The 25,354-nt window shown below is 63.6% G+C and carries 21 protein-coding genes; 17 read left to right on the top strand and 4 right to left on the bottom strand.

Annotation, left to right across the window (positions count from 1 at the left end; genetic code table 11):
* Nucleotides 1-12 precede the first annotated feature (12 nt).
* The 5 genes from DIE12_RS29115 to DIE12_RS29095 all read left to right on the top strand — a co-directional run bounded on the left by DIE12_RS29115 (nt 13) and on the right by DIE12_RS29095 (nt 7,554).
* Nucleotides 13-2,877, top strand: a complete 2,865-nt coding sequence (locus DIE12_RS29115; RefSeq protein WP_044846026.1) for a 2-oxoglutarate dehydrogenase E1 component — start codon at nt 13-15, stop codon at nt 2,875-2,877.
* A gap of 136 nt (nt 2,878-3,013) precedes the next feature.
* Complete coding sequence (gene odhB, locus DIE12_RS29110) at nt 3,014-4,291, top strand: 2-oxoglutarate dehydrogenase complex dihydrolipoyllysine-residue succinyltransferase (protein WP_044846025.1); 1,278 nt, start codon at nt 3,014-3,016, stop codon at nt 4,289-4,291.
* An 81-nt stretch (nt 4,292-4,372) separates the two neighbouring features.
* On the top strand, nt 4,373-5,803 hold the full coding sequence (lpdA, locus tag DIE12_RS29105) for a dihydrolipoyl dehydrogenase (protein ID WP_124551439.1): 1,431 nt from the start codon (nt 4,373-4,375) through the stop codon (nt 5,801-5,803).
* A gap of 98 nt (nt 5,804-5,901) precedes the next feature.
* Nucleotides 5,902-6,999: a cell division protein ZapE gene (zapE, locus tag DIE12_RS29100; RefSeq protein ID WP_124488906.1), complete on the top strand. Its 1,098-nt coding sequence runs from the start codon at nt 5,902-5,904 to the stop codon at nt 6,997-6,999.
* A 114-nt stretch (nt 7,000-7,113) separates the two neighbouring features.
* Entirely contained in the window at nt 7,114-7,554 is a 441-nt protein-coding gene (locus DIE12_RS29095; protein ID WP_124522562.1) for a transposase, read from the top strand.
* Between the two features lie 103 nt (nt 7,555-7,657).
* On the opposite strand, the gene DIE12_RS29090 is transcribed toward DIE12_RS29095, so the two are convergent.
* The 4 genes from DIE12_RS29090 to DIE12_RS29075 form a co-directional block, all read right to left on the bottom strand.
* Nucleotides 7,658-8,119, bottom strand: coding sequence for a DUF2147 domain-containing protein (locus DIE12_RS29090; RefSeq protein WP_124488928.1), 462 nt, complete (start codon nt 8,117-8,119; stop codon nt 7,658-7,660).
* A 166-nt stretch (nt 8,120-8,285) separates the two neighbouring features.
* Complete coding sequence (locus DIE12_RS29085) at nt 8,286-9,971, bottom strand: ShlB/FhaC/HecB family hemolysin secretion/activation protein (RefSeq protein WP_044846020.1); 1,686 nt, start codon at nt 9,969-9,971, stop codon at nt 8,286-8,288.
* 144 nt (nt 9,972-10,115) lie between these two features.
* Nucleotides 10,116-11,456, bottom strand: coding sequence for a collagen-like triple helix repeat-containing protein (locus DIE12_RS29080; RefSeq protein WP_124522564.1), 1,341 nt, complete (start codon nt 11,454-11,456; stop codon nt 10,116-10,118).
* A gap of 40 nt (nt 11,457-11,496) precedes the next feature.
* The gene (locus DIE12_RS29075; protein WP_124551438.1) at nt 11,497-13,110 is read right to left on the bottom strand and encodes a collagen-like triple helix repeat-containing protein; all 1,614 of its coding nucleotides are present in this window, start codon (nt 13,108-13,110) and stop codon (nt 11,497-11,499) included.
* Nucleotides 13,111-13,779: 669 nt separating this feature from the next.
* Between DIE12_RS29075 and DIE12_RS29065 the strand changes: the two genes are divergently transcribed.
* From DIE12_RS29065 to DIE12_RS29010, 12 genes are all read left to right on the top strand, one after another.
* A complete protein-coding gene (locus DIE12_RS29065) occupies nt 13,780-14,007 on the top strand; it encodes a Flp family type IVb pilin (protein ID WP_124522568.1) in 228 nt (75 codons plus the stop codon).
* A 100-nt stretch (nt 14,008-14,107) separates the two neighbouring features.
* The gene (locus DIE12_RS29060) at nt 14,108-14,608 is read left to right on the top strand and encodes a prepilin peptidase (protein WP_124522598.1); all 501 of its coding nucleotides are present in this window, start codon (nt 14,108-14,110) and stop codon (nt 14,606-14,608) included.
* Complete coding sequence (locus tag DIE12_RS29055) at nt 14,605-15,099, top strand: TadE/TadG family type IV pilus assembly protein (RefSeq protein WP_124522571.1); 495 nt, start codon at nt 14,605-14,607, stop codon at nt 15,097-15,099. The genes DIE12_RS29060 and DIE12_RS29055 overlap by 4 nt, the downstream gene beginning before the upstream one ends.
* A gap of 70 nt (nt 15,100-15,169) precedes the next feature.
* On the top strand, nt 15,170-16,105 hold the full coding sequence (gene cpaB, locus DIE12_RS29050; protein WP_124522573.1) for a Flp pilus assembly protein CpaB: 936 nt from the start codon (nt 15,170-15,172) through the stop codon (nt 16,103-16,105).
* Nucleotides 16,106-16,169: 64 nt separating this feature from the next.
* The gene (locus DIE12_RS29045; protein ID WP_124522575.1) at nt 16,170-17,501 is read left to right on the top strand and encodes a type II and III secretion system protein family protein; all 1,332 of its coding nucleotides are present in this window, start codon (nt 16,170-16,172) and stop codon (nt 17,499-17,501) included.
* A gap of 60 nt (nt 17,502-17,561) precedes the next feature.
* Nucleotides 17,562-18,833 (top strand): fimbrial protein, encoded by a 1,272-nt coding sequence (locus DIE12_RS29040; protein WP_124488913.1) that lies wholly within the window; start codon nt 17,562-17,564, stop codon nt 18,831-18,833.
* A gap of 3 nt (nt 18,834-18,836) precedes the next feature.
* Nucleotides 18,837-20,198: a CpaF family protein gene (locus tag DIE12_RS29035; protein ID WP_124522577.1), complete on the top strand. Its 1,362-nt coding sequence runs from the start codon at nt 18,837-18,839 to the stop codon at nt 20,196-20,198.
* Nucleotides 20,191-21,183 (top strand): type II secretion system F family protein, encoded by a 993-nt coding sequence (locus DIE12_RS29030; RefSeq protein ID WP_124522579.1) that lies wholly within the window; start codon nt 20,191-20,193, stop codon nt 21,181-21,183. The genes DIE12_RS29035 and DIE12_RS29030 overlap by 8 nt, the downstream gene beginning before the upstream one ends.
* Nucleotides 21,184-21,187: 4 nt before the next feature.
* Nucleotides 21,188-22,180 (top strand): type II secretion system F family protein, encoded by a 993-nt coding sequence (locus tag DIE12_RS29025; RefSeq protein WP_124522581.1) that lies wholly within the window; start codon nt 21,188-21,190, stop codon nt 22,178-22,180.
* Between the two features lie 17 nt (nt 22,181-22,197).
* Nucleotides 22,198-23,040, top strand: coding sequence for a pilus assembly protein (locus DIE12_RS29020; protein ID WP_124522583.1), 843 nt, complete (start codon nt 22,198-22,200; stop codon nt 23,038-23,040).
* A gap of 20 nt (nt 23,041-23,060) precedes the next feature.
* Nucleotides 23,061-23,387 (top strand): DUF3613 domain-containing protein, encoded by a 327-nt coding sequence (locus DIE12_RS29015; RefSeq protein ID WP_124522585.1) that lies wholly within the window; start codon nt 23,061-23,063, stop codon nt 23,385-23,387.
* Between the two features lie 5 nt (nt 23,388-23,392).
* On the top strand, nt 23,393-25,345 hold the full coding sequence (locus DIE12_RS29010; protein ID WP_124522587.1) for a pilus assembly protein TadG-related protein: 1,953 nt from the start codon (nt 23,393-23,395) through the stop codon (nt 25,343-25,345).
* Nucleotides 25,346-25,354 lie beyond the last annotated feature (9 nt).

Raw genomic sequence — 25,354 nt, 5'->3', positions numbered from 1 at the left:
GGTGAGCGTAAAATGTCAGATGTAATGAAGCAGTTTCAGCTGAACTCCTATCTGTTCGGCGGCAATGCTTCGTACGTTGAAGAACTGTACGATGCATACCTCAACAATCCGGCATCGGTGCCGGAGAACTGGCGAGAGTATTTCGACGCGCTGCAGAACGTGCCTGCAACCGACGGCTCGAATGCCAATGACGTCGCTCATTTTCCGATCGTCGAATCGTTCGCCGAGCGCGCGAAGGCCAATGCCTTCATCCCGCGCGAAAGCACCAGCAATCTGGCGACCGCGCGCAAGCAGGTCCACGTCCAGTCCCTCATCAGCGCATATCGCTTCCTCGGCTCGCAATGGGCCAATCTGGATCCGCTGAAGCGTCGCGAACGTCCCGCCATTCCCGAACTCGAACCCGCGTTCTACGACTTCTCCGAAGGCGACCTCGACCAGACGTACAGCGCAAGCAACCTGTATTTCGGCTTCGACCAGGCTTCGCTGCGCGACATCGTCAAGGGCCTGCGTGACACGTATTGCGGCACGATCGGCGCCGAATACATGTACATCAGCGATCCGGAGCAGAAGCGCTGGTGGCAGGAGCGCCTGGAATCGACCCGCGCGACGCCGTCCTTCTCGATCGACAAGAAGAAGCACATCCTGAATCGCCTGACGGCAGCGGAAGGCCTCGAGCGCTATCTGCACACCAAGTACGTCGGCCAGAAGCGCTTCTCGCTCGAAGGCGGCGAAAGCTTCATCGCGGCGATGGACGAAGTCGTCCAGCACGCGGGCAAGCGCGGCGTGCAGGAAATCATCATCGGCATGGCCCACCGCGGCCGTCTGAACGTGCTGGTCAACACGCTGGGCAAGATGCCGGCCGACCTGTTCGCCGAATTCGAAGGCAAGCACGTCGACGACCTGCCGGCCGGTGACGTGAAGTACCACAAGGGCTTCTCGTCGGACGTGTCGACCGAAGGCGGTCCGGTCCACCTGTCGCTCGCGTTCAACCCGTCGCACCTCGAAATCGTGAACCCGGTGGTCGAAGGTTCCGCGAAGGCGCGGATGGACCGTCGCGGCGACGAAGACGGCCTGCAAGTGCTGCCGGTGCAGATCCACGGCGACGCGGCCTTCGCCGGCCAGGGCGTCGTGATGGAAACGCTGAACCTCGCGCAGACGCGCGGTTACGGCACGCACGGCACGCTGCACATCGTCATCAACAACCAGATCGGCTTCACGACGTCGGACCCGCGTGATGCGCGCTCGACGCTGTACTGTACCGACGTGGTCAAGATGATCGAAGCGCCGGTGCTGCACGTGAACGGTGACGATCCGGAAGCCGTCGTGCTCGCGATCCAGATCGCGATCGACTACCGGATGCAGTTCCACAAGGATGTCGTGATCGACATCGTCTGCTTCCGCAAGCTGGGTCACAACGAGCAGGACACGCCGGCGGTCACGCAGCCGCTGATGTACAAGAAGATCGCGCAGCACCCGGGCACCCGTGCGCTGTATGCCGAGAAGCTCGTGCAGCAGGGCGTGATCACCGCGGAAGACGCCGACAACTACGTGAAGGCGTACCGCAAGGCGATGGACGACGGCCACCACACCGTCGATCCGGTCCTGTCGAACTACAAGAGCAAGTACGCGGTCGACTGGGTTCCGTTCCTGAACCGCAAGTGGACGGACGCAGCCGACACGGCCGTGCCGCTCGCCGAACTGAAGCGCCTGGGCGAACGCATCACGACGGTCCCGGAAAACTTCAAGGTTCACCCGCTCGTCGAGCGCGTGATCAACGACCGCCGCAACATGGCGCGCGGCGACCAGCCGCTTGACTGGGGCATGGGCGAACACCTCGCGTTCGCGTCGCTCGTCGCATCGGGCTACTCGGTGCGCCTGACGGGCCAGGACTCGGGCCGCGGCACGTTCACGCACCGTCACGCGGTGCTGCACGACCAGAACCGCGAGCGCTGGAACGACGGCACGTACGTGCCGCTGCAGAACATCGCCGACGGTCAGGCGAAGTTCACGGTGATCGACTCGGTGCTGTCCGAAGAAGCTGTGCTGGGCTTCGAATACGGTTACTCGACCGCCGAGCCGAACACGCTCGTGCTGTGGGAAGCGCAGTTCGGCGACTTCGTCAACGGCGCGCAGGTCGTGATCGACCAGTTCATCTCGTCGGGCGAAGTGAAGTGGGGCCGCGTGTCGGGTCTCACGATGCTGCTGCCGCACGGCTACGAAGGCCAGGGTCCGGAACACTCGTCGACGCGTATCGAGCGTTTCCTGCAACTGTGTGCCGATCACAACATGCAGGTCGTCCAGCCGACGACGCCGGCGCAGATTTTCCACCTGCTGCGTCGCCAGATGATCCGCCTGTTCCGCAAGCCGCTGATCGTCGCCACGCCGAAGTCGCTGCTGCGCCACAAGGAAGCGGTGTCGGACCTGTCGGAACTCGCGAAGGGTTCGTTCCAGCCGGTGCTGGGCGAAACCGACGGCGGCATCGACGCGAAGAAGGTCAAGCGCGTGCTGGCTTGCTCGGGCCGCGTGTACTACGACCTCGTCGCGCATCGCCGCGAAGCGAAGGCGAACGACGTCGCGATCATCCGTATCGAGCAGCTGTATCCGTTCGCGCACAAGCAGTTCGAAGCCGAAATGAAGAAGTACGAGAACGCGACTGAAGTGGTCTGGGTGCAGGACGAGCCGCAGAACCAGGGTCCCTGGTTCTACGTCGAGCACCACCTGAAGGAAGGCATGAAGGAAGGGCAGAAGCTGGCATACAGCGGCCGTCCGGCTTCGGCCTCGCCGGCGGTTGGCTACTACGCGAAGCACTACGAGCAGCAGAAGGCCCTCATCGAAGGTGCATTCGGCCGCCTGAAGAGCGCATCGATCGCGAAATAACCGACGTCAAGCGAAACGGGAAGGCGCACTGCGCTTTCCCGTCTCTTTTGGCCTGCCGGGCGCGTCGCGCGCCGCACCGGCCGAAGGAATCGCACGAACCTCGTCATACCCCAGATTAAGCATCCAGGAAAATCACATGGCTATCGTAGAAGTCAAAGTCCCCCAGCTTTCGGAGTCGGTTTCGGAAGCCACCATGCTGCAGTGGAAGAAGAAGCCGGGCGAAGCAGTCGCGCAGGACGAAATCCTGATCGAACTCGAGACCGACAAGGTCGTGCTCGAAGTGCCGGCACCGGCCGCGGGCGTGCTCGCGCAAGTGCTGCAGAACGACGGTGACACCGTGGTCGCCGACCAGATCATCGCGACGATCGACACCGAAGCGAAGGCAGGTGCTGCCGAAGCAGCGGCAGGCGCCGCCGAAGTGAAGCCGGCGGCAGCCCCTGCTGCAGCCGCACCGGCAGCACAGCCGGCCGTCGCGACCGCGTCGAGTTCGGCCGCCGCATCGCCGGCCGCAGCGAAGCTGCTGGCCGAGAAGGGCCTGTCGGCAGGCGACGTCGCAGGTTCGGGCCGTGACGGCCGTGTCACGAAGGGCGACGCGCTGGCCGCAGGCAGCGCACCGAAGGCTGCTCCGGCCGCCGCACCGGCGAAGGCCGCTGCTGCGAAGCCGGCGCTGCCGGAAGTGAAGGTGCCGGCATCGGCAGCGACGTGGCTGAACGATCGTCCGGAACAGCGCGTGCCGATGTCGCGCCTGCGTGCGCGTATCGCCGAGCGTCTGCTCGAGTCGCAGCAGACCAACGCGATCCTGACGACGTTCAACGAAGTGAACATGGCTCCGGTCATGGAACTGCGCAACAAGTACAAGGACAAGTTCGAGAAGGAACATGGCGTGAAGCTCGGCTTCATGTCGTTCTTCGTGAAGGCGGCCGTGCACGCGCTGAAGAAGTTCCCGCTGGTGAACGCGTCGATCGACGGTAACGACATCGTCTACCACGGCTACTTCGACATCGGTATCGCGGTCGGTTCGCCGCGCGGCCTGGTCGTGCCGATCCTGCGCAACGCCGATCAGCTGAGCCTCGCCGAGATCGAGAAGAAGATCGCCGAATTCGGCCAGAAGGCGAAGGACGGCAAGCTGTCGATCGAGGAAATGACGGGCGGTACGTTCTCGATCTCGAACGGCGGCGTGTTCGGGTCGATGCTGTCGACCCCGATCATCAACCCGCCGCAATCGGCCATCCTCGGCGTGCACGCGACGAAGGAACGCCCGGTTGTCGAAAACGGCCAGATCGTGATCCGTCCGATCAACTACCTGGCCCTGTCGTACGACCACCGCATCATCGACGGCCGCGAAGCAGTCCTGTCGCTCGTCGCGATGAAGGATGCGCTGGAAGATCCGGCACGCCTGCTGCTCGACCTGTAAGCCGAGTCTCACTGCATTGACCCGCCCCGCACGCTCGCGCACTTGCGCGAGCGTGCGGGCGTACAAGTAGAAAGGATTGTCATGTCCAAGGAATTTGACGTCGTCGTGATCGGCGCCGGCCCCGGCGGCTACATCGCCGCGATTCGCGCCGCGCAGCTCGGCAAGACCGTTGCCTGTATCGAGAAATGGAAGAACCCGGCCGGCGCGCTGAAGCTCGGCGGTACCTGCCTGAACGTCGGCTGCATCCCGTCGAAGGCACTGCTCGCCTCGTCGGAAGAGTTCGAGAACACGTCGCATCACTTGGCCGACCACGGCATCACGGTCGACGGCGTGAAGATCGACGTCGCGAAGATGCTCGGCCGCAAGGATGCGATCGTCGAGAAGATGACGAGCGGGATCGAGTTCCTGTTCAAGAAGAACAAGATCACCTGGCTGAAGGGCCATGGCAAGTTCACCGGCAAGACCGATGCCGGCGTGCAGATCGAAGTGAGCGGCGAGGGTGAAACCGAAGTCGTCACCGCGAAGAACGTGATCATCGCGACGGGCTCGAAGGCGCGTCACCTGCCGGGTATCCCGGTCGACAACAAGATCGTGTCGGACAACGAAGGTGCGCTGACGTTCGACTCGGTGCCGAAGAAGCTCGCCGTGATCGGCGCAGGCGTGATCGGCCTCGAGCTCGGCTCGGTGTGGTGTCGCCTGGGTGCCGAAGTGACGGTGCTCGAAGCGCTGCCGGCATTCCTCGGTGCAGCCGACGAAGCGCTCGCGAAGGAAGCGGCCAAGCTGTTCAAGAAGCAGGGCCTCGACATCCATCTCGGCGTGAAGATCGGCGAAGTGAAGACGACCGCCGACGGCGTGTCGATCGCTTACACGGACAAGGACGGCAACGCGCAGACGCTCGACGCCGACCGCCTGATCGTGTCGGTCGGCCGTGTGCCGAACACCGACAACCTCGGCCTCGAGGCAATCGGCCTGAAGGCGAACGAGCGTGGCTTCATCGACGTGGACGACCACTGCCGTACCGCGGTGCCGAACGTCTACGCGATCGGCGACGTGGTGCGCGGCCCGATGCTCGCGCACAAGGCGGAAGACGAAGGCGTGCTGGTCGCGGAAGTGATCGACGGCCAGAAGCCGCACATCGACTACAACTGCATTCCGTGGGTGATCTACACGTACCCGGAAATCGCATGGGTCGGCAAGACGGAACAGCAGCTGAAGGCCGAAGGCCGCGAGATCAAGTCGGGCAAGTTCCCGTTCTCGATCAACGGCCGCGCGCTCGGCATGAACGCGCCGGACGGTTTCGTGAAGATGATCGCGGACGCGAAGACCGACGAACTGCTCGGCGTGCACGTGATCGCCGCGAACGCGTCGGACCTGATTGCGGAAGCCGTGGTGGCGATGGAGTTCAAGGCGGCGTCGGAAGACATCGCCCGCATCTGCCATCCGCACCCGTCGATGTCGGAAGTGATGCGCGAAGCGGCGCTCGCCGTCGACAAGCGCTCGCTGAACAGCTGAGCGCGGTATAGCGCCGGCCGGCCATTGGCCGGTGCAGCCGTCTCATGACGAAGGCGGGCGGGGTTTCCCGCTCGCCTTCGTTCTTTCCGGTTTGCCCGATGAACGTCACCGAATACTACACGCGCGAACTGACCACGCGCGGCTATCAGTCCGATCCCGCCCAGCGCGCGGCCGTCGATCGCCTGCAGCGCTGTTTCGACGAGTGGGTCGAGTACAAGGCGCGTCGCTCGAACGCGTTCAAGAAGCTCATCAATCATCCGGACCTCCCGCGCGGCGTCTACATGTGGGGCGGCGTCGGCCGCGGCAAGAGCTTCCTGATGGACAGCTTCTATGCGGTGGTGCCCGTGCAGCGCAAGACGCGCCTGCATTTCCACGAATTCATGCGTGAAGTCCACCGCGAACTCGAGGAGCTGAAAGGGCAGGCCGATCCGCTCGACGAACTCGCGCGGCGCATCGCGAAGCGCTACCGGCTGATCTGTTTCGACGAATTCCACGTGTCGGACATCGCGGACGCGATGATCCTGTACCGGCTGCTCGATCGCCTCTTCAACAACGGCGTGCAGTTCGTGATGACATCCAACTACGATCCCGACGATCTGTATCCCGATGGCCTGCATCGCGACCGCATGCTGCCGGCGATCGCGCTGATCAAGCAAAAGCTCGACGTGTTGAACGTCGACGCGGGCGTCGACTATCGTCAGCGCACGCTGGCGCAGGTGCAGATGTACCACACGCCGCTCGGCGCGGACGCCGATCGCGAACTGCGTCATGCGTTCGCGAAGCTCGCCGCGGTGCCGGACGAAAGCCCGCTCCTGCATATCGAGAAGCGCGAGTTGAAGGCGCTGCGCAAGGCCGACGGGGTCGTCTGGTTCGACTTCGCGACGCTGTGCGGCGGCCCGCGTTCACAGAACGACTATCTCGAGCTTGCCAGCCGCTTCCATGCGATCGTGCTGTCGGAAGTGCCGCAGATGTCGCCGCGGATGGCGTCCGAGGCGCGACGCTTCACCTGGCTCATCGACGTGCTGTACGACCACAAGGTCAAGCTGCTGATGTCCGCGGCGGTGCCGGCGGAGCAGTTGTACGTCGAAGGGCCGATGGCGAACGAGTTCACGCGCACGGTGTCGCGGATCGTCGAGATGCAGTCGAAGGAATACCTCGAAACGCCGCGTCGCATCGTCGATACTTCGCTGACCTGATCGCGGTTGCCGGCGAGCGGCGGGCTTCAAAGGTCAATTCCGGTCAAATTCCCGCAATCTCCGGGTATTTTCGGACTTGTCTTATGTTCACGGTCGAGGTCAGCCGATATCGTTGTGTCATGGTTCCCAAGGCTGGAGATATCCATGACACCGTACCGCGATCTGACCGACCATGAGTGGCGCTGCGTCGCGCCGTTTTTTCCCGAAATGCAGCCGCGCACCGAGTTGCGCGGCCGACCACTGGCCAATACACGCGCCGTCCTAAACGGCGTGCTGTGGGTCATTTATAGCGGCGCGACCTGGTCCGCGATGCCGCGTCGTTACCCCTCGTACCAAACCTGCCACCGCCGTTTCAAGGTCTGGCACGAGACCGGCACGCTGCGGCAGGTGATGCATGCGTTATATGGCGACGCAGGCGCGAATCTGTGCGACCAGCTGGCCACGCGGATGCGCAAGCACGCGCAATCGAAGGCGGCAGCTGTGCGCAGTGCCGTGGCGCCGGTCTATCGCGCACCGCGCAGCTACACGGCGGATGCGCTGAAGCGCGCAGCGTGATGTCGATCGGTTTCATGCACGTCGGCGTCAAAACAAAATCGGCCTGACGACGTCGTCGCAGGCCGATTTTTTTATCGCGTCGAGCGTGTCGACGCGCGTTGCGTCATTGTGCGCGAACCCAGGTCTGCGACCGGCCGAGCAGCGATACGCCGATATAGCCGCGCACGACGAGCTTCTGGCCGCCGTCTTCGAGCGACATCTTGCACTTGTAGACCTTGCCGTTCTCCGGGTCGAGAATGTTGCCGCCGTCCCAGTGATCGCCGTCCTTCTTCATCGCCTTGATGATCGTCATGCCCTTGATGAGCTGATCTTTGCGCTCGTCCGTGCATGCGGTGCAGCGGCGATCGGGCGTGTCATTGGCGCCGAGGCCCTTGACGACTTTGCCCGACAGCGAGCCTTCGCCGTCGTCGGCGATCTGTACGAGCGCCTTCGGCTGATGCGTGTTGTCGTCGATCGTCTGCCACATGCCGACGGGGCTGTCGGCCTGGGCGAAGGTTGGGGCGGCGCAAGCGAGCAGGGCGCTTGCGACGGCCAGCGCGCGCAACGGGCGGGTCAGTTGAATCATCGTCTTCCTCCTTGTTTCATGTCGTGTTCGATGTGCCCGCACGACCGTCTGCATGGGGCGGTGGCATGTTGCGAGCTTTGCCAGAATACGTGAAACCGCACGCCGCGTTTGATAGAGGGGGTTCTAATCCAAACGGCCCGCGAGACGCAGGCTGTTTGGTGACCGATCAGTTGAGCTGATACGAGAACGCGGCATTCACGCGCGGGCTGCGCGATGCGCTTTCAACCGGTGCATCGCCGACCGGCTTCGCGATGTTCAGGTCGAGACTGTAGTAGCGGCTGTCGGTAAACCGCACGCCGATACCGACCGACGACAGGCGGCTCGGCGACGGCGTGCCGGTATGCAGATACACGCGCGCCATGTCGTACGCGATGTACGGCGTGATCGATTTCATGTACGTCCAGCCCGGCGTGAACCCACGGTTGACCTCCAGCGACATTCCCCAGCCCGAATCGCCCGACGTTTCGCCGGGCTGGTAGCCGAGGGCATAGCGTGTCGAACCGAACGAGATCTGCTCCGACGTCGGCAGCGAGTCGGGGCTGTACTGGCCGGTCAGCGAGACCGACGTGCCGATCTTGAACGGCCATTCGTTGGTCTGCGTGAAGGTCGCGCCGGTGCGCACGAACGTCAGCGAGATCGGGCTGTCCACCGACGTCGTGTTCGAGCCGATCGTGATGTCCTGCGATTTCGACGCGCCGAGAATGTTGAAGCCCTTCGCGACGTTCACGCTCAGCTTCTGTACCTGCTTGGCCGATACGCTCGTATAGTCGAGCTGCATCTGCAGCACGCGGACCTGCGAGCGTGTATCGATGCTGTTGCCGCTGATCTTGTTCTGGTAGCGGTCTTCGTTGTGCGACGCATAGCCCGACACGGTGCCGAGCAGGCTGCGCTGGTTGTTCAGCAGCAACGGATAGGATGCCGAAAGACCGAGCTTCTCGTTCTTGACGGTGCGCTCGACGGTCGACGGCAGGCCCGGGTTGTCGGTCGGCTTGCCGCGATACGTGCTGGCGTCGAGGCGCGTGACCAGGCCGCTGCTGCCGACCGGCACGGCACCGCTGAATGCGACGTAGGTCTGCTTGTCGCGTCCGGGTGGCACCAGCGCGGAAATGCTCAATTGCTCGCCGAACGACGTGAGGCCGTTCTCCGTTGCGGTGATGAGCCCCTGCACGCCCGGGTGATTGAAATCGATGCCGGTGCTGATGTTGAATGCCTTGCGGTCGACGGCCAGTTCGAGCGTCGTTGCGCCGTCGGTCGTCTGCGGCGGCGGCACATTGGCCTTCACCGACACGCCGGGCAGGAGACCGAACGTGTTCACGTAGCGTTCGAACGTCGCGCGGCGCAGCGGGCGATCGGCCGTGATGTGCGCGGCGATCGCGCGGATCTTCGATTCCATCGCGCCGGGCTTGCCGGTCACCTTGACGTCCGACACATAGCCTTCGACGACCGTGACGCGCACGACGCCGTTCTCGAACGTCTGCGCGGGAATGAACGCGAACGACAGCGCATAGCCGCGATCCTGGTACAGCTTGGTCACGCCGTTGGCGGTTTCGATCAGCTCGCCGATCGTGATGTCCTTGCCGACGAGGGGCGTGAAGCGACGTGAGATCTCGTCGAACGGTACCGACTTCACGCCTTCGACCTGGAACGTCGTCGGCGTCAGGTGCCGCGACAGCAGTTCCTGCAGTTGCGGTGCCTGCGGCGCGACCTGCACGGTGACGCTCGGGCCTTTCTGTGGTGCGTTGATCTGGGGGAGGGAATCGAGCGGGTTACCTGCCGCGCGCGTTTGTGCATGCGCCGTGCCTGCTGCCGCGATAGCGAGCAGCATCATCCATCTGTCGAGTCTGGATTTCATTGTTCTTCCTCGTAGGCCTTGCTTTTCATCTTCTTTCTAATGCGGGCGCGCGACACCAGGGTGTCGCGCGCCGCGTGCCGCATTGCCGGTTGTATTGGTACGGCCGCGCCTCCTGCTCCGGCTGCAAAGGCGCGATCGTCCTCCTTACTTGCCGACGCTACCCAGCGTGCCCAGCAGCCCCGTGACCGGTGCCAGCAGACCCGTCGAACTGCCCGACGATGCCGCACCCGTCACGCTGCCGACCAGCGACGTGACTGGTGCGAGCGGGCTCGACGAACCCCCGGTTCCCGCTGCACCGCCGACTGTTCCGGTGACAGTATTCAGCAAACCGGTGACTGGCGCGAGAGGGTTTGCCCCGCCTGCACCACCCGTTGCGCCGCCCAGCGTGCCCGTGACCGTCGACACGAGGCCCGTGACGGGCGCGAGCGGATTGCTGCCCGAGCTGCCCGTTGCGCCGCCGACCGCACCCGTGAGCGAACCGAGCGGCGTCGAGCCGAGGCCGGACAGCAGGCCGCCGAGCGGGTTCGTCGAGCCGGAACCCGACGACGTGCCGTTCTGGACCGTAGCCGTCGAGCCGCCGACGAGGCTGGTGAGCAGGCCGGGGATCGGTGCCGCGCCGTTCGGACCGTTCGGGTTCACGAGGCCGCCCGCGTTGGTCACGGTGTTGCCGACCGCGGTGACGAGCTGGCCGACGTCGCCGACGAGCGGCTGGTTAGACGTGCTTGCGACCTTCGTGCCCGCCGAGCTGATTGCACCGCCGACCTGACCGAGCAGGCCCGACACGGGCTGCCCGAGGCCGGTGGTCGTGCCGACCTGTTGCGTGACCTGGCCTGCGGTGATCACCAGCGGCGTGATCGCCGAGCTGAGCGGTTGCGTAACCTGCTGCACGGCACCCGACGACAGCGTCGAACCGATCGTCGTGCCGGCTGCCGACAGGCCGTTGGCAACCGTGTCGAGCACGGTTCCGACCGGCGTCGTGACAGGGGCGAGCGGCGCGAGCGGACCCGTGCCGAGCGCCTTGACCGTCGAACTCAGTCCGGACACGGTGTTGCTCGTCGCGCCCACGACGTTCCCGAGGCCGGCGACCGTCGTGCCGACGGGATCCTTGATCGAGCCGGTCTGTCCCAGCCCGTTGCTCAACGCATCGGCAGCCGCGTTGATGATCGTGCCGGTGCTCGAGACGGTGCTGCCGACACCCTTCGTCACGCCGTCGCCGAGGCCGGGCACGCTGATGTTGCCGACCGTGCTGCCGAGGTCGGTTGCCGTCTGGCCTATCGTGCTGACAGCGCCCTTGGTGCCGGTGGACGAGCCGCTGGTGCCGCTCGTACCACTGGTGCCGCTGCTGCTGCCGGCATTGCTGCTCGTCGGCGGCGTGCTGACGCTGTTGCCGCCGCAGGCGGCCAGCAGGCACGCTGCGGCGAAAGCGGTGAGGGGCGCGCGCCATTGGCGCAGGGCGGCCGTCGTGATGGAACGTTGCTGGGACATGATGGACTCCTCGCTGTCTTGTCGATGAATGGATGTTCGATTACTTGCCGTGCGTGCCGCCGAGCAGGCCGCCGAGCAGCGACGTGACAGGCGCGAGCGGGTTCGAGCCCGAGCCCGAATTCGTGACGGCGCCCGTGGTGCCGCTCAGTGCCGGGGCACCGACCGTGCTGGTGACCGCGGACACGGCGCCCGTCACGGGAGCGAGCGGGTTGCTGCCGCCCGCGCCGCCCGTTGCGCCGCCGAGCGCGCCGGTAACCGTGGAGACGAGGCCGGTGACCGGAGCGAGCGGACCGCCGCTCGTGCCACCCGTTGCGCCGCCGAGCGCGCCGGTGACGGTGGAGACGAGGCCGGTGACCGGAGCGAGCGGACCGCCGCTCGTGCCACCCGTTGCGCCGCCGAGTGCGCCGGTGACGGTGGAGACGAGGCCGGTGACCGGAGCGAGCGGACCGCCGCTCGTGCCACCCGTTGCGCCGCCGAGTGCGCCGGTGACGGTGGAGACGAGGCCGGTGACCGGAGCGAGCGGGCCGCCGCTCGTACCGCCCGTTGCGCCGCCGAGCGTGCCGGTGACGGTCGTGAGCAGGCCCGTGAGCGGCGCGAGCGGGTTGGTCGCGCCGCCGGTGGCGCCCGTGAGCAGGCCGCCGACGGCCTTCACGGTATTGCCGGTCGACGAGACAGTGCTGCCGAGGCCGGTCGTGACGGGATTGCCGCCCGTCGACGCAATCACCGCGCCGGCCTGGTTCAGGCCGTTGCCGATCGTGCCGAGCAGCGTGTTGACCGGGGCGCCGAGGCCGGTGGCCGTCCCGATCGTCTGCGTCGTCTGACCGACCATCGTCGTGATCGGCGTGATCGCCGAGCTGACCGTCTGCGTGACCTGCTGGATCGGGCCGGTCGACAGCACGTTGGACAGCGTGGTGCCACCGTTCGAAACCGCGTTGCCGACCTGCGTCACGAGGCCGCCGACGGCGCCGGTGACGGGAGCGAGTGGCGACAACGGGCCACTGCCGAGGCTCGTGACCAGGTTGCCGGTCTGCGTGACTGCGCCGCCGAGCTGGTTCACCACGCCGCCGGTGCTGGCGACCGTGACGCCGACCGGGTCTTTCGTTGCGCCGAGCTGGCCGAGGCCGTTGCCGAGGCCATTACCGAGTGCAGTGACCGCGCCGCCGACGTTCTGGATGATGCCGCCCGCCGCTTGCGTCGTGGCCGGGTTGACGCCGGGCAACGACTGGCCGGCGACGACGCCGCCGAGGTTTGACACGGTGCCACCGAGATTGGTGACGAGATTGCTGCCGCTTGCGAGGACCTGACCCACTGCGTTCGACGACACACCGGAGGTGCCGCTCGTTCCGCTGGACGTTCCGCTCGTCGTGCCGCTCGTCGTGCCGCTGGTGCTGCCGCTCGTCGAGCCGCTCGTGCTGCCACTGGTCGAGCCACTGGTGCCGCCCGACGTGCTGCCGCTCGTCGAACCGGACGTGCCGCCCGAGGTGCCGCCGCCCGACGTCGAGACGGAGTCGCCACCGCCCGAGCTGGAGCCGCCGCTGAGCCCCTTGCTGATGGAACCGGAGCCGCCGCACGCGGAGAGGGAAAGCATGGCTGCCACGGTGGCCGCGATCATAGTCGTCCGGAGCGTGCCATGAGGGATAACCTTAATGTCCATTTCGTCCTCGCATTGAAGCTGATGTTGTGTTGAGTGATGCGGGGATTACTCTGCAACTGTCGTGCCATTTCGATGGCCGACGGTTCGACGATTGGTTTTAAACGGGGCAATTCCTTGTCGGAAAAGGGATTTAGGCAAACTGAAAGATTGTTGAATCTGTTTAAGAACGGTCGAATGAGAACGGTTTCGGCCGTTTCGTAACGTAACGTCACAACATTGGCGTTACGCGTGCGGCGTAACGTGGGCGGGCGTGCAGGCCTGGCGGGCGCTCCGGCTGTTTTACTGGTGGATTAGGTGTGCACATCTAACCTATCGTAAGTCCTATGTGTAAGGCGTACCGAAACGCCGTACAAATACGGCTGTGCTCCCGGAAAGTTTTTTCGATCCGGTCTTAAAAGAGGTTGGAAGTTAAATGCGATCGGATATAGAATCCGGAGCAGGTGTAAGGAAATGTACAGCTCGGTACACGACGTTCGAGGAGGGTCACTATCGCGAATGTTAACTTGCATCAAATTGTGATACATACCCCTCGGGGTGACATATAAAGAAAGCGCATCCGGTTGTCGTTACTTAGTTGTAGCGAACGACGCGGGGCAAGGGCCCGATATGCGAGGATGTACAACGTATAAAAGGCCAAAAAACGTACATACAGGCACGAGGAATTAAAAAATGAAAGCACTCATCAAGCGCTTCCTCAAGGAAGAAGACGGGGTTACCGCGATCGAGTATGGGCTGATTGCGGGTCTGATTGCTGTTGCCATCGTTGCAGGAGTTTCGTCGATCGGGGGCAGTCTTGGTACCATGTTCTCCAATCTCGGGACCTGCATCACCAATCCTACGACAACCAGCGGCGGCACCACTACAGCCAACGCTGCCTGCACGTCCCCCTGGAAATAAGTCGATCTCATCACTGCTATAAGAGTGTCGTAGTGTCGTGACAGACGAATCGCTCGGGGGCAATTCGTCTGTTGCGGCATGTTCGTCCGATCGTGATGCGATGGCACATTTTATTTTTATCGGGGTATTCCTGGTCTGGACGTTGTTTGTCGCGGCGAGTGATATCCGTTTCCGGCGTATTTCAAACTCGCTGGTCCTGATTGGACTGGCGGCCGGACTCTTGGGCGCGTTTCTAAATGCGAATCCATTTGGAATCCTTCCAGTTCAGGCGATGGTTGGCATGCTCGCCGGGCTGATCGTTCTTTTTCCTCTTTTCTTGCTGCGTGTCATGGGCGCGGCGGACGTGAAAATTTTCACCGTCCTCGGGGCTTGGTGTGGTGCGGGCACGCTGCTCGGGTTCTGGATTGCAGCCAGTCTTGCGGCCGGTGTTCACGTACTTGCGTTGATGCTGTTATCGCGGACGCCAATCCGGGCATTGTGGCCGCATCGCGAGCCCATGCTAATGCTGGACGGATATCGGGCGACGCCCTATGCGGCGTGTCTCGTGGTGCCAGCGGCCGGATGGCTTGTCTACCTCGTCGCGACAGGGGGGGGGCGATGAAACGACGAAGCAGGGCATGCCGATGGCGGCATCATCAGCGAGGCGCGACGGCCGTCGAATTCGCGATCGTGTTTCCGCTGTTCTTCATGATCTTCTATGCGATCGTCAGCTTCGGAATGGTTTTTGTCATTCAGCAGAGCTTGACATTCGCGGTCAGTGAAGGGGCGCGTGCCGGGTTGAATTATGCGCCGAGCCTCGGCTCCGACCAGAATCACTGTACGTCCCTGCCTAATTCCCTCACGCGTACGCAGAACGCGTGCAATACCGCCTTGGGTGCGCTGGGTTGGTTGAACGGCAATCCGCAACCGGTGTCGGTAACGGTAAAGACGAATACGTGCAGCGCCGGCTCGTCGAGTTTGACGAACTGTCTTACGGTCACCGTGAGCTATTCGCCTCTGCAGTGGCTGACGACGATGCCGTTTTTGGGGCAAGTGCTGAGCGGGCCGCTTACGAGCTCGGCAGTAGTGCAAATCCCGCAGTCCATGCTGTGACATACGCATCGCGAGTCGCGCGACATAAGAACTTTCGGGCCTTCATTCCGGCATTCACACTTCTTTCAACATGACCAACAATTTGACGAAGATCATCGCCGGGCTGCTGATCGCGATCGCCGTACTGCTCGGAATCTATGCATGGATGCTCGGACGCAGTACGCCAGGCTCCGCTCCGGCACCGCAGGTCGTTGCCGGGAATCCGGTACCGGTCGTGGTCGCAACACGGACTTTGCCGGTAGGTCAGCCGATTGTCGCCGATGCGTTGAAGGTTCAACCGACTGTTTCCGCGCCGACAGGTGCGATTGCCGATCCGGCAAGCGTGGTTGGTCGCGTTCCTGTGAGGGACATCCCGGCGTCGGCCCCGGTCGTATCGGACGCATTGGTGTCGGGGCTTGCCGAGGACGTCCAGCCGGGCGAGCGGGCGATCGCGGTTCGCGTCGACGAGACCAATGCGGTCGGCAACCGGTTGCGGCCGGGCAACTTCGTCGACGTGTTCCTGAACCTGAAGCGCGAAGGTAGCGGCACGATGTTCGATAGCGAAGTCTCGCAGACGCAAGCGCGGCTCCTGATGTCGAAGGTGCGGGTGCTGTCGTTTGGCGACGCGACGTCGGAGCGCGACAGCGGCAGCAGCACGAACGGCAATAACGGTCAGCCGAGCAACACGCGTATCGCGATACTCGCGATACCGACCGCACAGGTCGATGCGCTGACGCTCGGAGAGGCGAGCGGCCGGCTGACGCTCGCACTGCGCAATCCGCGCGACGACGAGCTTGCGATGCAGACGGTGGCGGTGCGTACGGACAACAAGTTGTCGCCGTCGGCGCTTGCCGCGGCCGGCGTATCGCTGCAACAGTTGTCCGGTACGTCGAGGACCGCGGTGGCCAACGTGAACGTGCCGCCATTGCCGTCGCGCTTGCCGCCGGTGACGCGACCGGGCGGCGGCGGAGGTGGCGGCAGCATCGAGCTGATCCGCGGCGGCCGGTCGGAAACGGTTGCATATTGAACAACATCGGTGGCCATCGATATCTGCGACGACAAGTAAAGGCCGTGCGACGGCCCAACAAACAATGAAAAATATACTGACTGCATTCGCGATTGCTCTCTGGACCTTGACGTTCGCATCCACTGCAAGCGCGAGCGGCACGATTGAACTCGCGGTCGGCGCGCAGCGACAGATTTCTGCAGGTCGTGCGCTGCAGCGTGTCGCAGTCGGCGATCCTGCGATCGCCGACGTGTTGATCATGAAGGGCAGTGGTTCCGGGTCCGTGCTGCTGACCGCGAAAGCGCCGGGCGCAACGAACGTGATGTTGTGGGAACGCGGTCACGACGAGCCGACGGCCTGGAATGTGGAAGTCGTCGACGCGTCTGCGCACGCGGTGCTCGACGGTTCGATGCCGCAGGTGAAAGCGTACGGTGGGACGTCGGTGTTGCGGGGAACGTCCGCTTCGCTCGATGCTCACGAACGAGCAGCGGCAGTCGCCAAAAACATGAACACGAAGGGCACGCTGATCGATCGCTCGACACTGGCTGGCAAGAATGTCGTGCAGGTCGACGTACGCGTGGTCGAGTTCAGCCGCACCGTGCTCAAGCAAGTGGGGTTCAACTTCTTCAAGCAGAGCAACGGATTCTCGTTTGGCTCGTTTTCACCGGGCGGCGTGCAATCGTATAGCGGCGGCTCCGGGCCCGGGTCGGCCGGATATCTTCCGACGCTCGGCGCCCCCGTCGCATCCGCGTTCAACCTGGTCGCGAACGCAGCCGGGCACGGCATCTTCGCCGACCTGTCGCTGCTCGAAGCGAACAATCTGGCGCGCGTGCTCGCCGAGCCGACGCTCGTCGCGCTGTCCGGCCAGAGCGCCAGCTTCCTCGCCGGCGGCGAGATCCCGGTTCCGTCGCCGCAGGGGCTTGGCTCGACCGCGATCCAGTGGAAACAATACGGTGTGGGACTGTCGCTGACTCCGACGGTGCTGAGCCCAAGCCGGATCGCGCTGAAGGTCGCGCCGGAATCGAGCCAGCTCGATTTCGTGAACAGCGTGACGATCAGCGGTGTCGCCGTGCCGGGCATCACGACGCGTCGCGCCGACACGACGGTCGAACTCGGCGATGGCGAGAGTTTCGTGATCGGCGGCCTGATCGATCGCCAGACGATGTCGAACGTGAGCAAGGTGCCGCTGCTCGGCGACCTGCCGATCATCGGCACGTTCTTCAAGAACCTGAACTACCAGCAGAACGACAAGGAATTGCTGATCATCGTGACACCGCATCTCGTCGCACCGATTGCGAAGGGGGCGGTGCTGCCTGCGACGCCCGGCGAATTGTCCGAGCAGCGCGACGGGCCGGTATGGCGATCCTACCTGGGCGGTGCGGCATCGCCGGATGCGGCACCGGGGTTTTCGAAATGAATCTGAGGCATTGCGCGTCGTGGCACATTGCTACGCCTTGCGTAATCGGGGGTGTTCGACATGAATGCACGAACCCAATCGTTGTGTGAACCCGCCGTGACCGACTACTTCGTTTGCGCATCGACAAAGGAAGCGCATGTGCGCTGGCTGGCCGATACGCTGGTGTCGGCCGGTGCGGTCGAGGCCGCGTCGCTGGAGCCGGGCGTGCTTGCGCAGCGCATCACGGGGCTCAATCCGGCGCTCGTGTTCATCGATTTCTCCGAACGCAGCGAAGCGGCGAGCGTCGCTGCGGCCACGGTACGCGCGGCACATCCGGGGTTGCCGATCGTCGCACTTGGCTCGCTCACCCAGCCGGAGAGCACGCTTGCCGCACTGCGCGCGGGCGTGCGCGATTTCATCGACGTGTCGGCATCGGCCGAGGACGCACTGCGGACGACGCGTGGATTGCTATCCCACGTCGGCGAGCCGACGAGCCGTCACGGCAAGGTCGTCACGTTGCTCGGCGCGCGCGCGGGCATGGGGGTCAGCACGCTCGCAGCGAATCTCGCGGTCTGGCTTCAGAAGCGGGCACTCGGGCCGGGTGCGGCGGGCACGGACGGCGGTGCGCCGGCCGGCCGCCAGACCGCGCTGATCGACCTGGGGTTGCCGGCCGGCGACGGCGCGCTGTTTCTGAACACGCGTTGCGAATTTCATTTCATCGATGCGGTGCAGAACCTGCGCCGCATCGACCGCACGTTCGTGAACACCGCACTCACGAGGCATCAGAGCGGTGTCGCGCTGACGACGCTGCCGCCGGACCTCGGCGCGTTGCGCGATGTGTCCTATGCGTCATGCATCGGTTTGCTGAACCGCCTTCGCGCGTTCTTCGACCAGCAGGTCGTCGATCTCGGCGGGTTCTCGAATCGCGAGTTCGTCACGCAGATCGCCGCGTCGGCCGACGAGGCGTGGCTGGTCTGCGATCAAGGCGTCGCATCGATCGTTTCGGCCGTCGACCTGATCACCGGGTTGCGCGATGGGGGCGTCGATACGGATCGCGTCAAGCTCGTGGTCAACCAGTACGATCCCGCGCTGGGCCTGATGCCCGGACAGATCGCCGAGCGTCTCGGGTTGTCGCTGGTCGGCAGCTTGCCCGCGCGCCGCGTCGCGATCGGCCATGCGGCGAACCAGGGGCGGCTCATCGTCGATGCGGCAGAGCGTGATCCTTACGTGCGCGCACTCGAATCCCTCGCCGCGCGGTTGCCCGGCGTATCGGGCATGGCGGGCGCGTCGCGCGCGGCGCCCGGCCTGTCCGCGCTCAAACGTTTCATTCAACCTTCGTCCAAGCGGTCGTAACCGATGGCACACGACATTCAATTCGCCGACGGCGCAGCGCCGTTCTCCCAGACGCAGCAATTCCACGACATCAAGAATGCCGCGCACGAGCACCTGCTGACGCGTATCGAGGAGCTGGGCGCCGAGTTCGGCCGATGGTCGCGCCAGGCGATCAATCAGTTCGTCGATCTCGAGATCGACAGCTTCGTGCGCCTGCGCCGCATTCCGCTCAACGAGAACGAGGTGCGTGCGATTGCGGAAGCGCTGACGAAGGAACTCGCGGGCTTCGGGCCGATCGAGGATCTGCTCGCGGATCCGGCGGTCGAGGACATCCTGATCAACGGCTACAACGACGTGTACGTGTCGCGTCACGGGATACTAGCGAAGCTGCCGGTGCGCTTCACCGACAACGCGCATTTGTTGCGAATCGTGCGCCGGATCCTCGCGCCGATCGGGCGCCGTCTCGATGAATCGAACCCGATGGTCGACGCGCGACTGCCCGACGGCGGCCGCGTGAACGTCGTGATCGAGCCGCTGTCGATCGACGGCCCGATCGTGTCGATCCGGAAATTCCGCAAGGACCCGCTCAAGCCCTCGGACCTGCTCGGCAACGGCACGTACAACGAAGAGATCGGTGCATTGCTCGAGGCGGCGGTCGAGGCCCGCTGCAACGTGCTCGTGTCGGGCGGCACGAGCTCGGGCAAGACGTCGCTGCTCAATGCGCTCGCGTTCCACATTCCGGAGGCCGAGCGTGTCGTGACGATCGAGGATACGGCGGAACTGTCGCTGAACCACCCGCACGTCGTGCGCCTCGAAAGCCGGCCGGGCGGGTTCGACGGTAGTGGCGTCGTGACGATTCGCGATCTGTTGCGCAATACGCTGCGGATGCGTCCGGACCGGATCATCGTCGGCGAAGTGCGCGGCGGTGAAGTGCTCGAAATGCTTCAGGCCATGAACACGGGCCACGACGGCTCGATGGGCACCGTGCACGCGAGTTCGCCGCGCGAGTGCCTGTACCGTCTCGAGATGCTCGCCGGCTTCGCGGGCTTCCAGGGGACCGAATCGAGCCTGCGTCGCCAGATCGCGAACGCGATCGACTTCATCGTGCAGATCGGACGCCTGTCGAATGGGCGCCGCCGGATTCTGTCGATCACCGAAGTGACTGGGCTGTCCGACAACATCATCGCGACGCAGGAACTGTATCGCTACGAAGCGCGCGTCACGCCGGAGGGCGAGGAAGTCGATCACTGGGAGTCGCTGGGCATTCATCCGCATTCGCCGAAGCTCGCGCGTTTCCGCCAGACGCTGACGAACAGCGGCCTGGGCAGTTTCGGCGGCGGCTTTGGCGGCGGCGGTTTCGGTCGCGGCGGGGGCTTCAATGTATAGCGCAACGATCTGGATGCTCGCGGTCGCGATGCTGTGCGTGGCATCGGCACTGATGCTGTGGCGACATGCGGAAACCCGGCGCGTGCGCACCGATGCGAAGCGCTTCATCGACAGTCGGCTGGAGCCCGGCGCACGCGCGGCGGCACCGGCTGCAAGACCGGCAGCATCCGCGGCGCCGCGTGCCGTGTCGTCATCCAGTGGCGCGCGCAATGCGGCATCCGGTGCTTTCTGGGTGCACTGGCTTGCGATGGCGACGGAGTATCTGACCGACCTCGTGAACCGTGCCGGGATCGAAGGGGCACGCGGCAAGGCGATCGTCGCGCTGGCGGCTCTCGTGACGGTTGCGGCAATCGCGGGCAGCCGCGGCGGCGTGCTCGCGTGTTTCGCTGCGCTTGTCTGCGGGAGCGCGATTTTCGGCATCTGGCTCACATCGCGCATCCAGCGGCGTCGACTGAAGATCGTCCGGCAGATTCCATCGTTTCTCGACGGGATCGTGCGACTGGTGACGCTCGGCAACAGCGTGCCGGCCGCATTCCAGGCAGCGCTGCTGACGACGGAGGAGCCGCTGCGGGGGTGTCTCGACCACGTGTCCCGGATGTTGCGCACAGGTGTCGAGATCGATCGCGCGATGCTTCATATCGCGAAGATCTACCGGACGAAGGAATTCGAACTTCTCGGATCCGTGCTGCGATTGTCGGTCAAATATGGCGGCCGTGCGGACGTGATGCTCGAGCGCATGGCCGTGTTCATGCGCGACCTCGAGCAGGCGGAGCGCGAACTGGCGGCGATGTCGGCGGAGACACGGTTGTCGGCGTTCGTGCTCATGATGCTGCCGATCGCGATCGGCAGTTTTGTCGTGATGACCAATCCGAAGTATCTGGAAGGCATGTGGATTGATCCGGGCGGACGAGTGCTCCTCATACTCGCATTTCTGATGCAGATGGCGGGTAGCGTGTGGTTGTACCGAATGGCTCGACTCAGGTGATGCGATGACGGCAACTCAGATTGGATCAATCGCTCTCGCGCTCGGCGCGCTCGGCGTGCTGCTGCTCGGAATGATCGCATTGCTGCGAGCGAGCGCCGCGTCGCGTGTCGAACGCGCGCTGGCCGATGCGCTCGATCAGCGTATGGCTGCACACGAAGCGGCCAAGCTAGGGGGCGTAGCCGATGCGGATGTCGCTCCGAAATCCGACACGCACGGTCGGCAGTGCGTCGAGCGTTTGCTTGCACGGCTTTCGGCGACAGGGATGCGCTTGCTTGAAACCGGGTTCGGCAAGCACATCGTAGCGGATGAGGATCGTCGTCTACTCGAGCAATGCGGTTACGTCGACGCGCGTACACGCGGGCTGTTTCTGATCGCACGGATCGCTTGTGGGATCGCGGTGCCGGTGCTTTTCGCGGTAGTCGCGAGTGGGCGAATGAAAGGCGGACACTGGACGATAGGCATGTTCGCCGCATTCGGGTTTGGCTTCATGCTGCCGAAACTCTATGTGCGCCGTCGTGCAGCGGCACGGCGCCAGAGCGTCGTCGATGAACTGCCTTTACTCGTCGACATGCTGCGCCTGTTGCAGGGCGTGGGATTGTCGCTGGATCAAAGCCTGCAGGTCGTGACGAACGATTTCAGGGGGATGATGCCGGTTCTGTCGTCGGAAGTCGGGATCGCGCAGCGTCAATTCGCAACGGGCCGCACGCGTGAGCAGTCGATGCAGCGGTTGTCGAGCGGGTTCGATAACGAGGACTTGCGCGCGATTGCACGGCTGATGGTGCAGGTCGACAAGCACGGCGGCGCGGTTCAGGAGCCGCTCAGGCAGTTCGGTGACAGGCTGCGCGAGACGCGCCGCGCAATGCTTCGCGAGCGGATCGGTCGATTGACTGTGAAGATGACGGGCGTGATGGTCCTGACGCTGTTGCCCGCGCTTCTGATCGTGACGGCCGGCCCCGGGTTTCTGGCGGTGATGCATGCGCTGTCAGCGCATCATTGATGGTGGAAGGAAAGACCATGAAGCGGATCATCAGGATGGCGATGCACACGAGTATGGCGGCGGCAGTTTTGCTGCTTGGTGCATGCGCGGCCAAGGAAAGCGGGTATGGCGTCGGCGGACAGACCGAGCGGGCAGCGCTGATTCAGGCGGCTGACCAGAAACATGCGGTGCCCGATACACCCGGGATGTATCTCGGACTGATCCAGCGGATGCAGGCCCAGGGCCTCTATTACGCGTCACTTGCACACATCGATGCGTACGACAAGGCGTACGGAGTATCGCCAGACACGATTCTGCTGCGCGCGGACGCGCTGCGGATGACCGACCAGCCAGCCGCTAGCGCAGCCGCGTATATGCAGTTGCTGAAGACGCCACTCGCAGCGCGCGGTTACCGGGGGCTCGGGTTGATCGCCGGTGCCGCCGGCGATTTTGGCCGGTCGGTGCAAGCGTTGACGCAGGCATCCGAACTGGCACCGACCGATGCGTTGCTGCTGTCCGATCTGGCCTATGCGAAATTGCGCAACGGCGATATCGTTGGTGCGCGAGTACCCTTGATGAAGGCGGCCGAGCTGGATCAACGCAACCCGAAGATCGTCAGCAATCTCACTTTGTATCTGCTCGCGACAGGGCGCGCGCAGGATGCGCAGCGGTTGATGAACCAGCAGCATTTGCAGGCAGATATCCGTAAGGAAATCAGCAGCGATGCCGCAAGAATTGCGGCAGCGGCGCGTGCTCAGCAACGCGCGGTAGCGACGCCGTCGGTGGTGTCTCGGCAGGCCGCAGCTGCGCCGGTCACGCCGATGGCAAACAATTTCGGCTATGACCAGACCGTGCCGCTGCTGCAACGGTTTGCACAATGAACGGACGTGCGGGGAACGACATGAACAATAAACATTATCGAAACATGCGTGTGGGTCGAATCATGGTGCTGGGCATGATCGCGAGCATGGCATTCGGCAGCGTCGCCGCCTATGCGCAGCAGGGTACGATGCCGGCCGCGTCGGACGTGGGCCGCTCGACCCGCGACTGGCTGGTGATGCAGGGCGAGAACCGCGCGGCAGCATCGACGCAACCGTTGCTCGGGGATGTTGCATCACTCGTCTACCAGCGCTATCTCGATTCGTTCAAGAACAAGATTCCGGAGTCGATGAGCACGCAACTCGGGGCGTCCGGCGGCATGCAGGGCGGCGGGCAGGGGGCGCAGTAGGCCAGATGACGATGCGTGCAGATCAATCACATGGAACTCGGTGGCGCGGCGCTGGTTGGCCGGCGGCGCGACGTCAGCACGGCTCCATTGCGGTCATGGCTGCGGTTTGGGTAATGGTCGCGATGGTCGTGTTGGGTGCCGTTGACATCGGGAATCTGTATTTCCAGAAGCGGGATTTGCAGCGGATCGCGGATCTGGCTGCGTTGGCGGCGGCCCAGTCGGTCGATCCTATTGATGTCAAATGCGCGAGTGCTATTCAGGCAGCACAGAATAATGCTGGCCAGAATGACGCGTATCCGGTTGGCACAAAATCCCCGGTTGCCGGGACAGATCAGATCGTAACGAGTTGCGGACGCTGGGATCCGCCAGCGGGAAGCAATGCGTCTTACCAAGAGGCGGCTGCGAGTCTTACGCAGTTCAATGCCGCACGGGTCACGTTAAATCGCCGTGTGAATTACTCGTTTCTCGGATTGTTGTCCGCGGCCGGCCGTGGATCGCCGACGGTAACCGCCAGTTCTACCGCGAGGGCAACCGCAATCGATTCGTTCTCCGTCAGTGCGACGATCGCGAGCGTAAATCCAGTATGGCTAAATGCCATTCTGACTTCGTTGCTGGGGACGAGCATCAACCTGCAGGTTGGCGACTATCAAGCGATTGCTAATGCCAACATCCGGCTTGTCGATATCGCGACAGCTGTTGGCGTCGGTACGGTAAGTGGACTCACCACGACGTCGATCGGCATGTCAACGATGCTGGGTAAACTGGCCAACCTTGACCTTAATACTTTACAGACTGGTCAGAACAACAATCCTGGATATGTCGCGCAGTTGCAGGCAGGGCTCGCCGCCCTGGGTCGGATACCGATCGTTTACATCCCGAACACGACGATTAAGCTGGCGAATCAGGCAAATGCGCTCCTGCAGTTGGGCCTCGGCAATCCCGATTCCGCCGCTGACGCCACGGTCAACCTGCTGGATTTATTGACAACGACGGCACAAGTCGCGAATGCCGGGAAGGCGGTTTCGTTGAATGCTACGTTGCCGCTTGGCGCGAATACCGCTACGAATGTGCAACTGCAGATTCTGAGCCCGCCGTCGCTGGCCGTCGGCGAGGCCGGTCAATTGAACGGGGTTTGGCGGACACAGGCATCGTCTGCTCAGATCGGGTTGTTCCTGGATGTGCAGACCCCGCCACTCAGTGTTTCGATTCCTGGTCTTCCATCGCTTCTTAGTGCACAGCTGAGCGGTCTCAAGTTGCCACTCTATCTGGTCGTGGGTGGGCCGGCCACGGCATGGCTGGCGGCCACCAAATGCGGGCCGACTATCGACACGTCGACGGTCACGATCGGTGCGAAGCCCGGTATCGCTCGTCTGTGCGTGAGTACGCCCCCGGGCGGCATGCTTAATCTGAATAATTCGGGTAGCTGCCCCGCCGCGACCGGGACACTGCAAATCGTGAACCTGAACGTCATCCTTGCGGGCGTGACGGTGCTGTCACTGCCGGTCACGGCGAATGTCGGCAATCCGGTGCTTCAGGTCGCGGGAGATGAATCATATAGTGCGCCGTATGGCAGCAACAGTGGCAACACGCCGCCGCAGTTCTGTGCCGACACGGCCAACTATTCGGCATCGTCGCCGACATGTTCGAACGGCTGGTCGAGGAATCCGAACTGGACCACTTATTCGAATCAGCTCGGTTCGCAACTGGCGACAGCCCTTGCGAACCTGAACCTCCAATCGCTGGACATTGCCTTGACGCTTCCCCTCATTGGAACGATCAATGTCCCGGTACCAGTTAGCACACTATCGTCGCTGCTCGGCACACTCCTCGGCCCGATATTGACATCGCTTGATACCTTGATCGTACCGTTGCTAAATCTGCTGGGCGTTCAGGTTGGCCAAGCGAACGTTCATCAGATTTCGCTGACATGCAATGCCGCACAACTTGTCGGTCAGTAACAGGCTTTT

It is taken from the genome of Burkholderia sp. Bp9015 (genome assembly GCF_003853505.1).
Classification (GTDB): domain Bacteria; phylum Pseudomonadota; class Gammaproteobacteria; order Burkholderiales; family Burkholderiaceae; genus Burkholderia.
The sequence above is the reverse complement of the archived record's forward strand: the minus strand, read 5'-3'. Positions and strand labels throughout refer to the sequence as shown.

Coding starts and splice junctions, on each gene's coding strand:
- DIE12_RS29045 (WP_124522575.1), top strand. CDS start 16,170: ATGAAAAATATACTGACTGCATTCGCGATTGCTCTCTGGACCTTGACG.
- DIE12_RS29020 (WP_124522583.1), top strand. CDS start 22,198: ATGAAGCGGATCATCAGGATGGCGATGCACACGAGTATGGCGGCGGCA.
- DIE12_RS29055 (WP_124522571.1), top strand. CDS start 14,605: ATGAAACGACGAAGCAGGGCATGCCGATGGCGGCATCATCAGCGAGGC.
- DIE12_RS29075 (WP_124551438.1), bottom strand. CDS start 13,110: ATGGACATTAAGGTTATCCCTCATGGCACGCTCCGGACGACTATGATC.
- DIE12_RS29085 (WP_044846020.1), bottom strand. CDS start 9,971: ATGAAATCCAGACTCGACAGATGGATGATGCTGCTCGCTATCGCGGCA.
- DIE12_RS29030 (WP_124522579.1), top strand. CDS start 20,191: ATGTATAGCGCAACGATCTGGATGCTCGCGGTCGCGATGCTGTGCGTG.
- DIE12_RS29065 (WP_124522568.1), top strand. CDS start 13,780: ATGAAAGCACTCATCAAGCGCTTCCTCAAGGAAGAAGACGGGGTTACC.
- DIE12_RS29035 (WP_124522577.1), top strand. CDS start 18,837: ATGGCACACGACATTCAATTCGCCGACGGCGCAGCGCCGTTCTCCCAG.
- zapE (WP_124488906.1), top strand. CDS start 5,902: ATGAACGTCACCGAATACTACACGCGCGAACTGACCACGCGCGGCTAT.
- DIE12_RS29060 (WP_124522598.1), top strand. CDS start 14,108: ATGGCACATTTTATTTTTATCGGGGTATTCCTGGTCTGGACGTTGTTT.
- DIE12_RS29015 (WP_124522585.1), top strand. CDS start 23,061: ATGAACAATAAACATTATCGAAACATGCGTGTGGGTCGAATCATGGTG.
- DIE12_RS29010 (WP_124522587.1), top strand. CDS start 23,393: ATGACGATGCGTGCAGATCAATCACATGGAACTCGGTGGCGCGGCGCT.
- DIE12_RS29115 (WP_044846026.1), top strand. CDS start 13: ATGTCAGATGTAATGAAGCAGTTTCAGCTGAACTCCTATCTGTTCGGC.
- cpaB (WP_124522573.1), top strand. CDS start 15,170: ATGACCAACAATTTGACGAAGATCATCGCCGGGCTGCTGATCGCGATC.
- lpdA (WP_124551439.1), top strand. CDS start 4,373: ATGTCCAAGGAATTTGACGTCGTCGTGATCGGCGCCGGCCCCGGCGGC.
- DIE12_RS29090 (WP_124488928.1), bottom strand. CDS start 8,119: ATGATTCAACTGACCCGCCCGTTGCGCGCGCTGGCCGTCGCAAGCGCC.
- DIE12_RS29025 (WP_124522581.1), top strand. CDS start 21,188: ATGACGGCAACTCAGATTGGATCAATCGCTCTCGCGCTCGGCGCGCTC.
- DIE12_RS29080 (WP_124522564.1), bottom strand. CDS start 11,456: ATGTCCCAGCAACGTTCCATCACGACGGCCGCCCTGCGCCAATGGCGC.
- DIE12_RS29040 (WP_124488913.1), top strand. CDS start 17,562: ATGAATGCACGAACCCAATCGTTGTGTGAACCCGCCGTGACCGACTAC.
- odhB (WP_044846025.1), top strand. CDS start 3,014: ATGGCTATCGTAGAAGTCAAAGTCCCCCAGCTTTCGGAGTCGGTTTCG.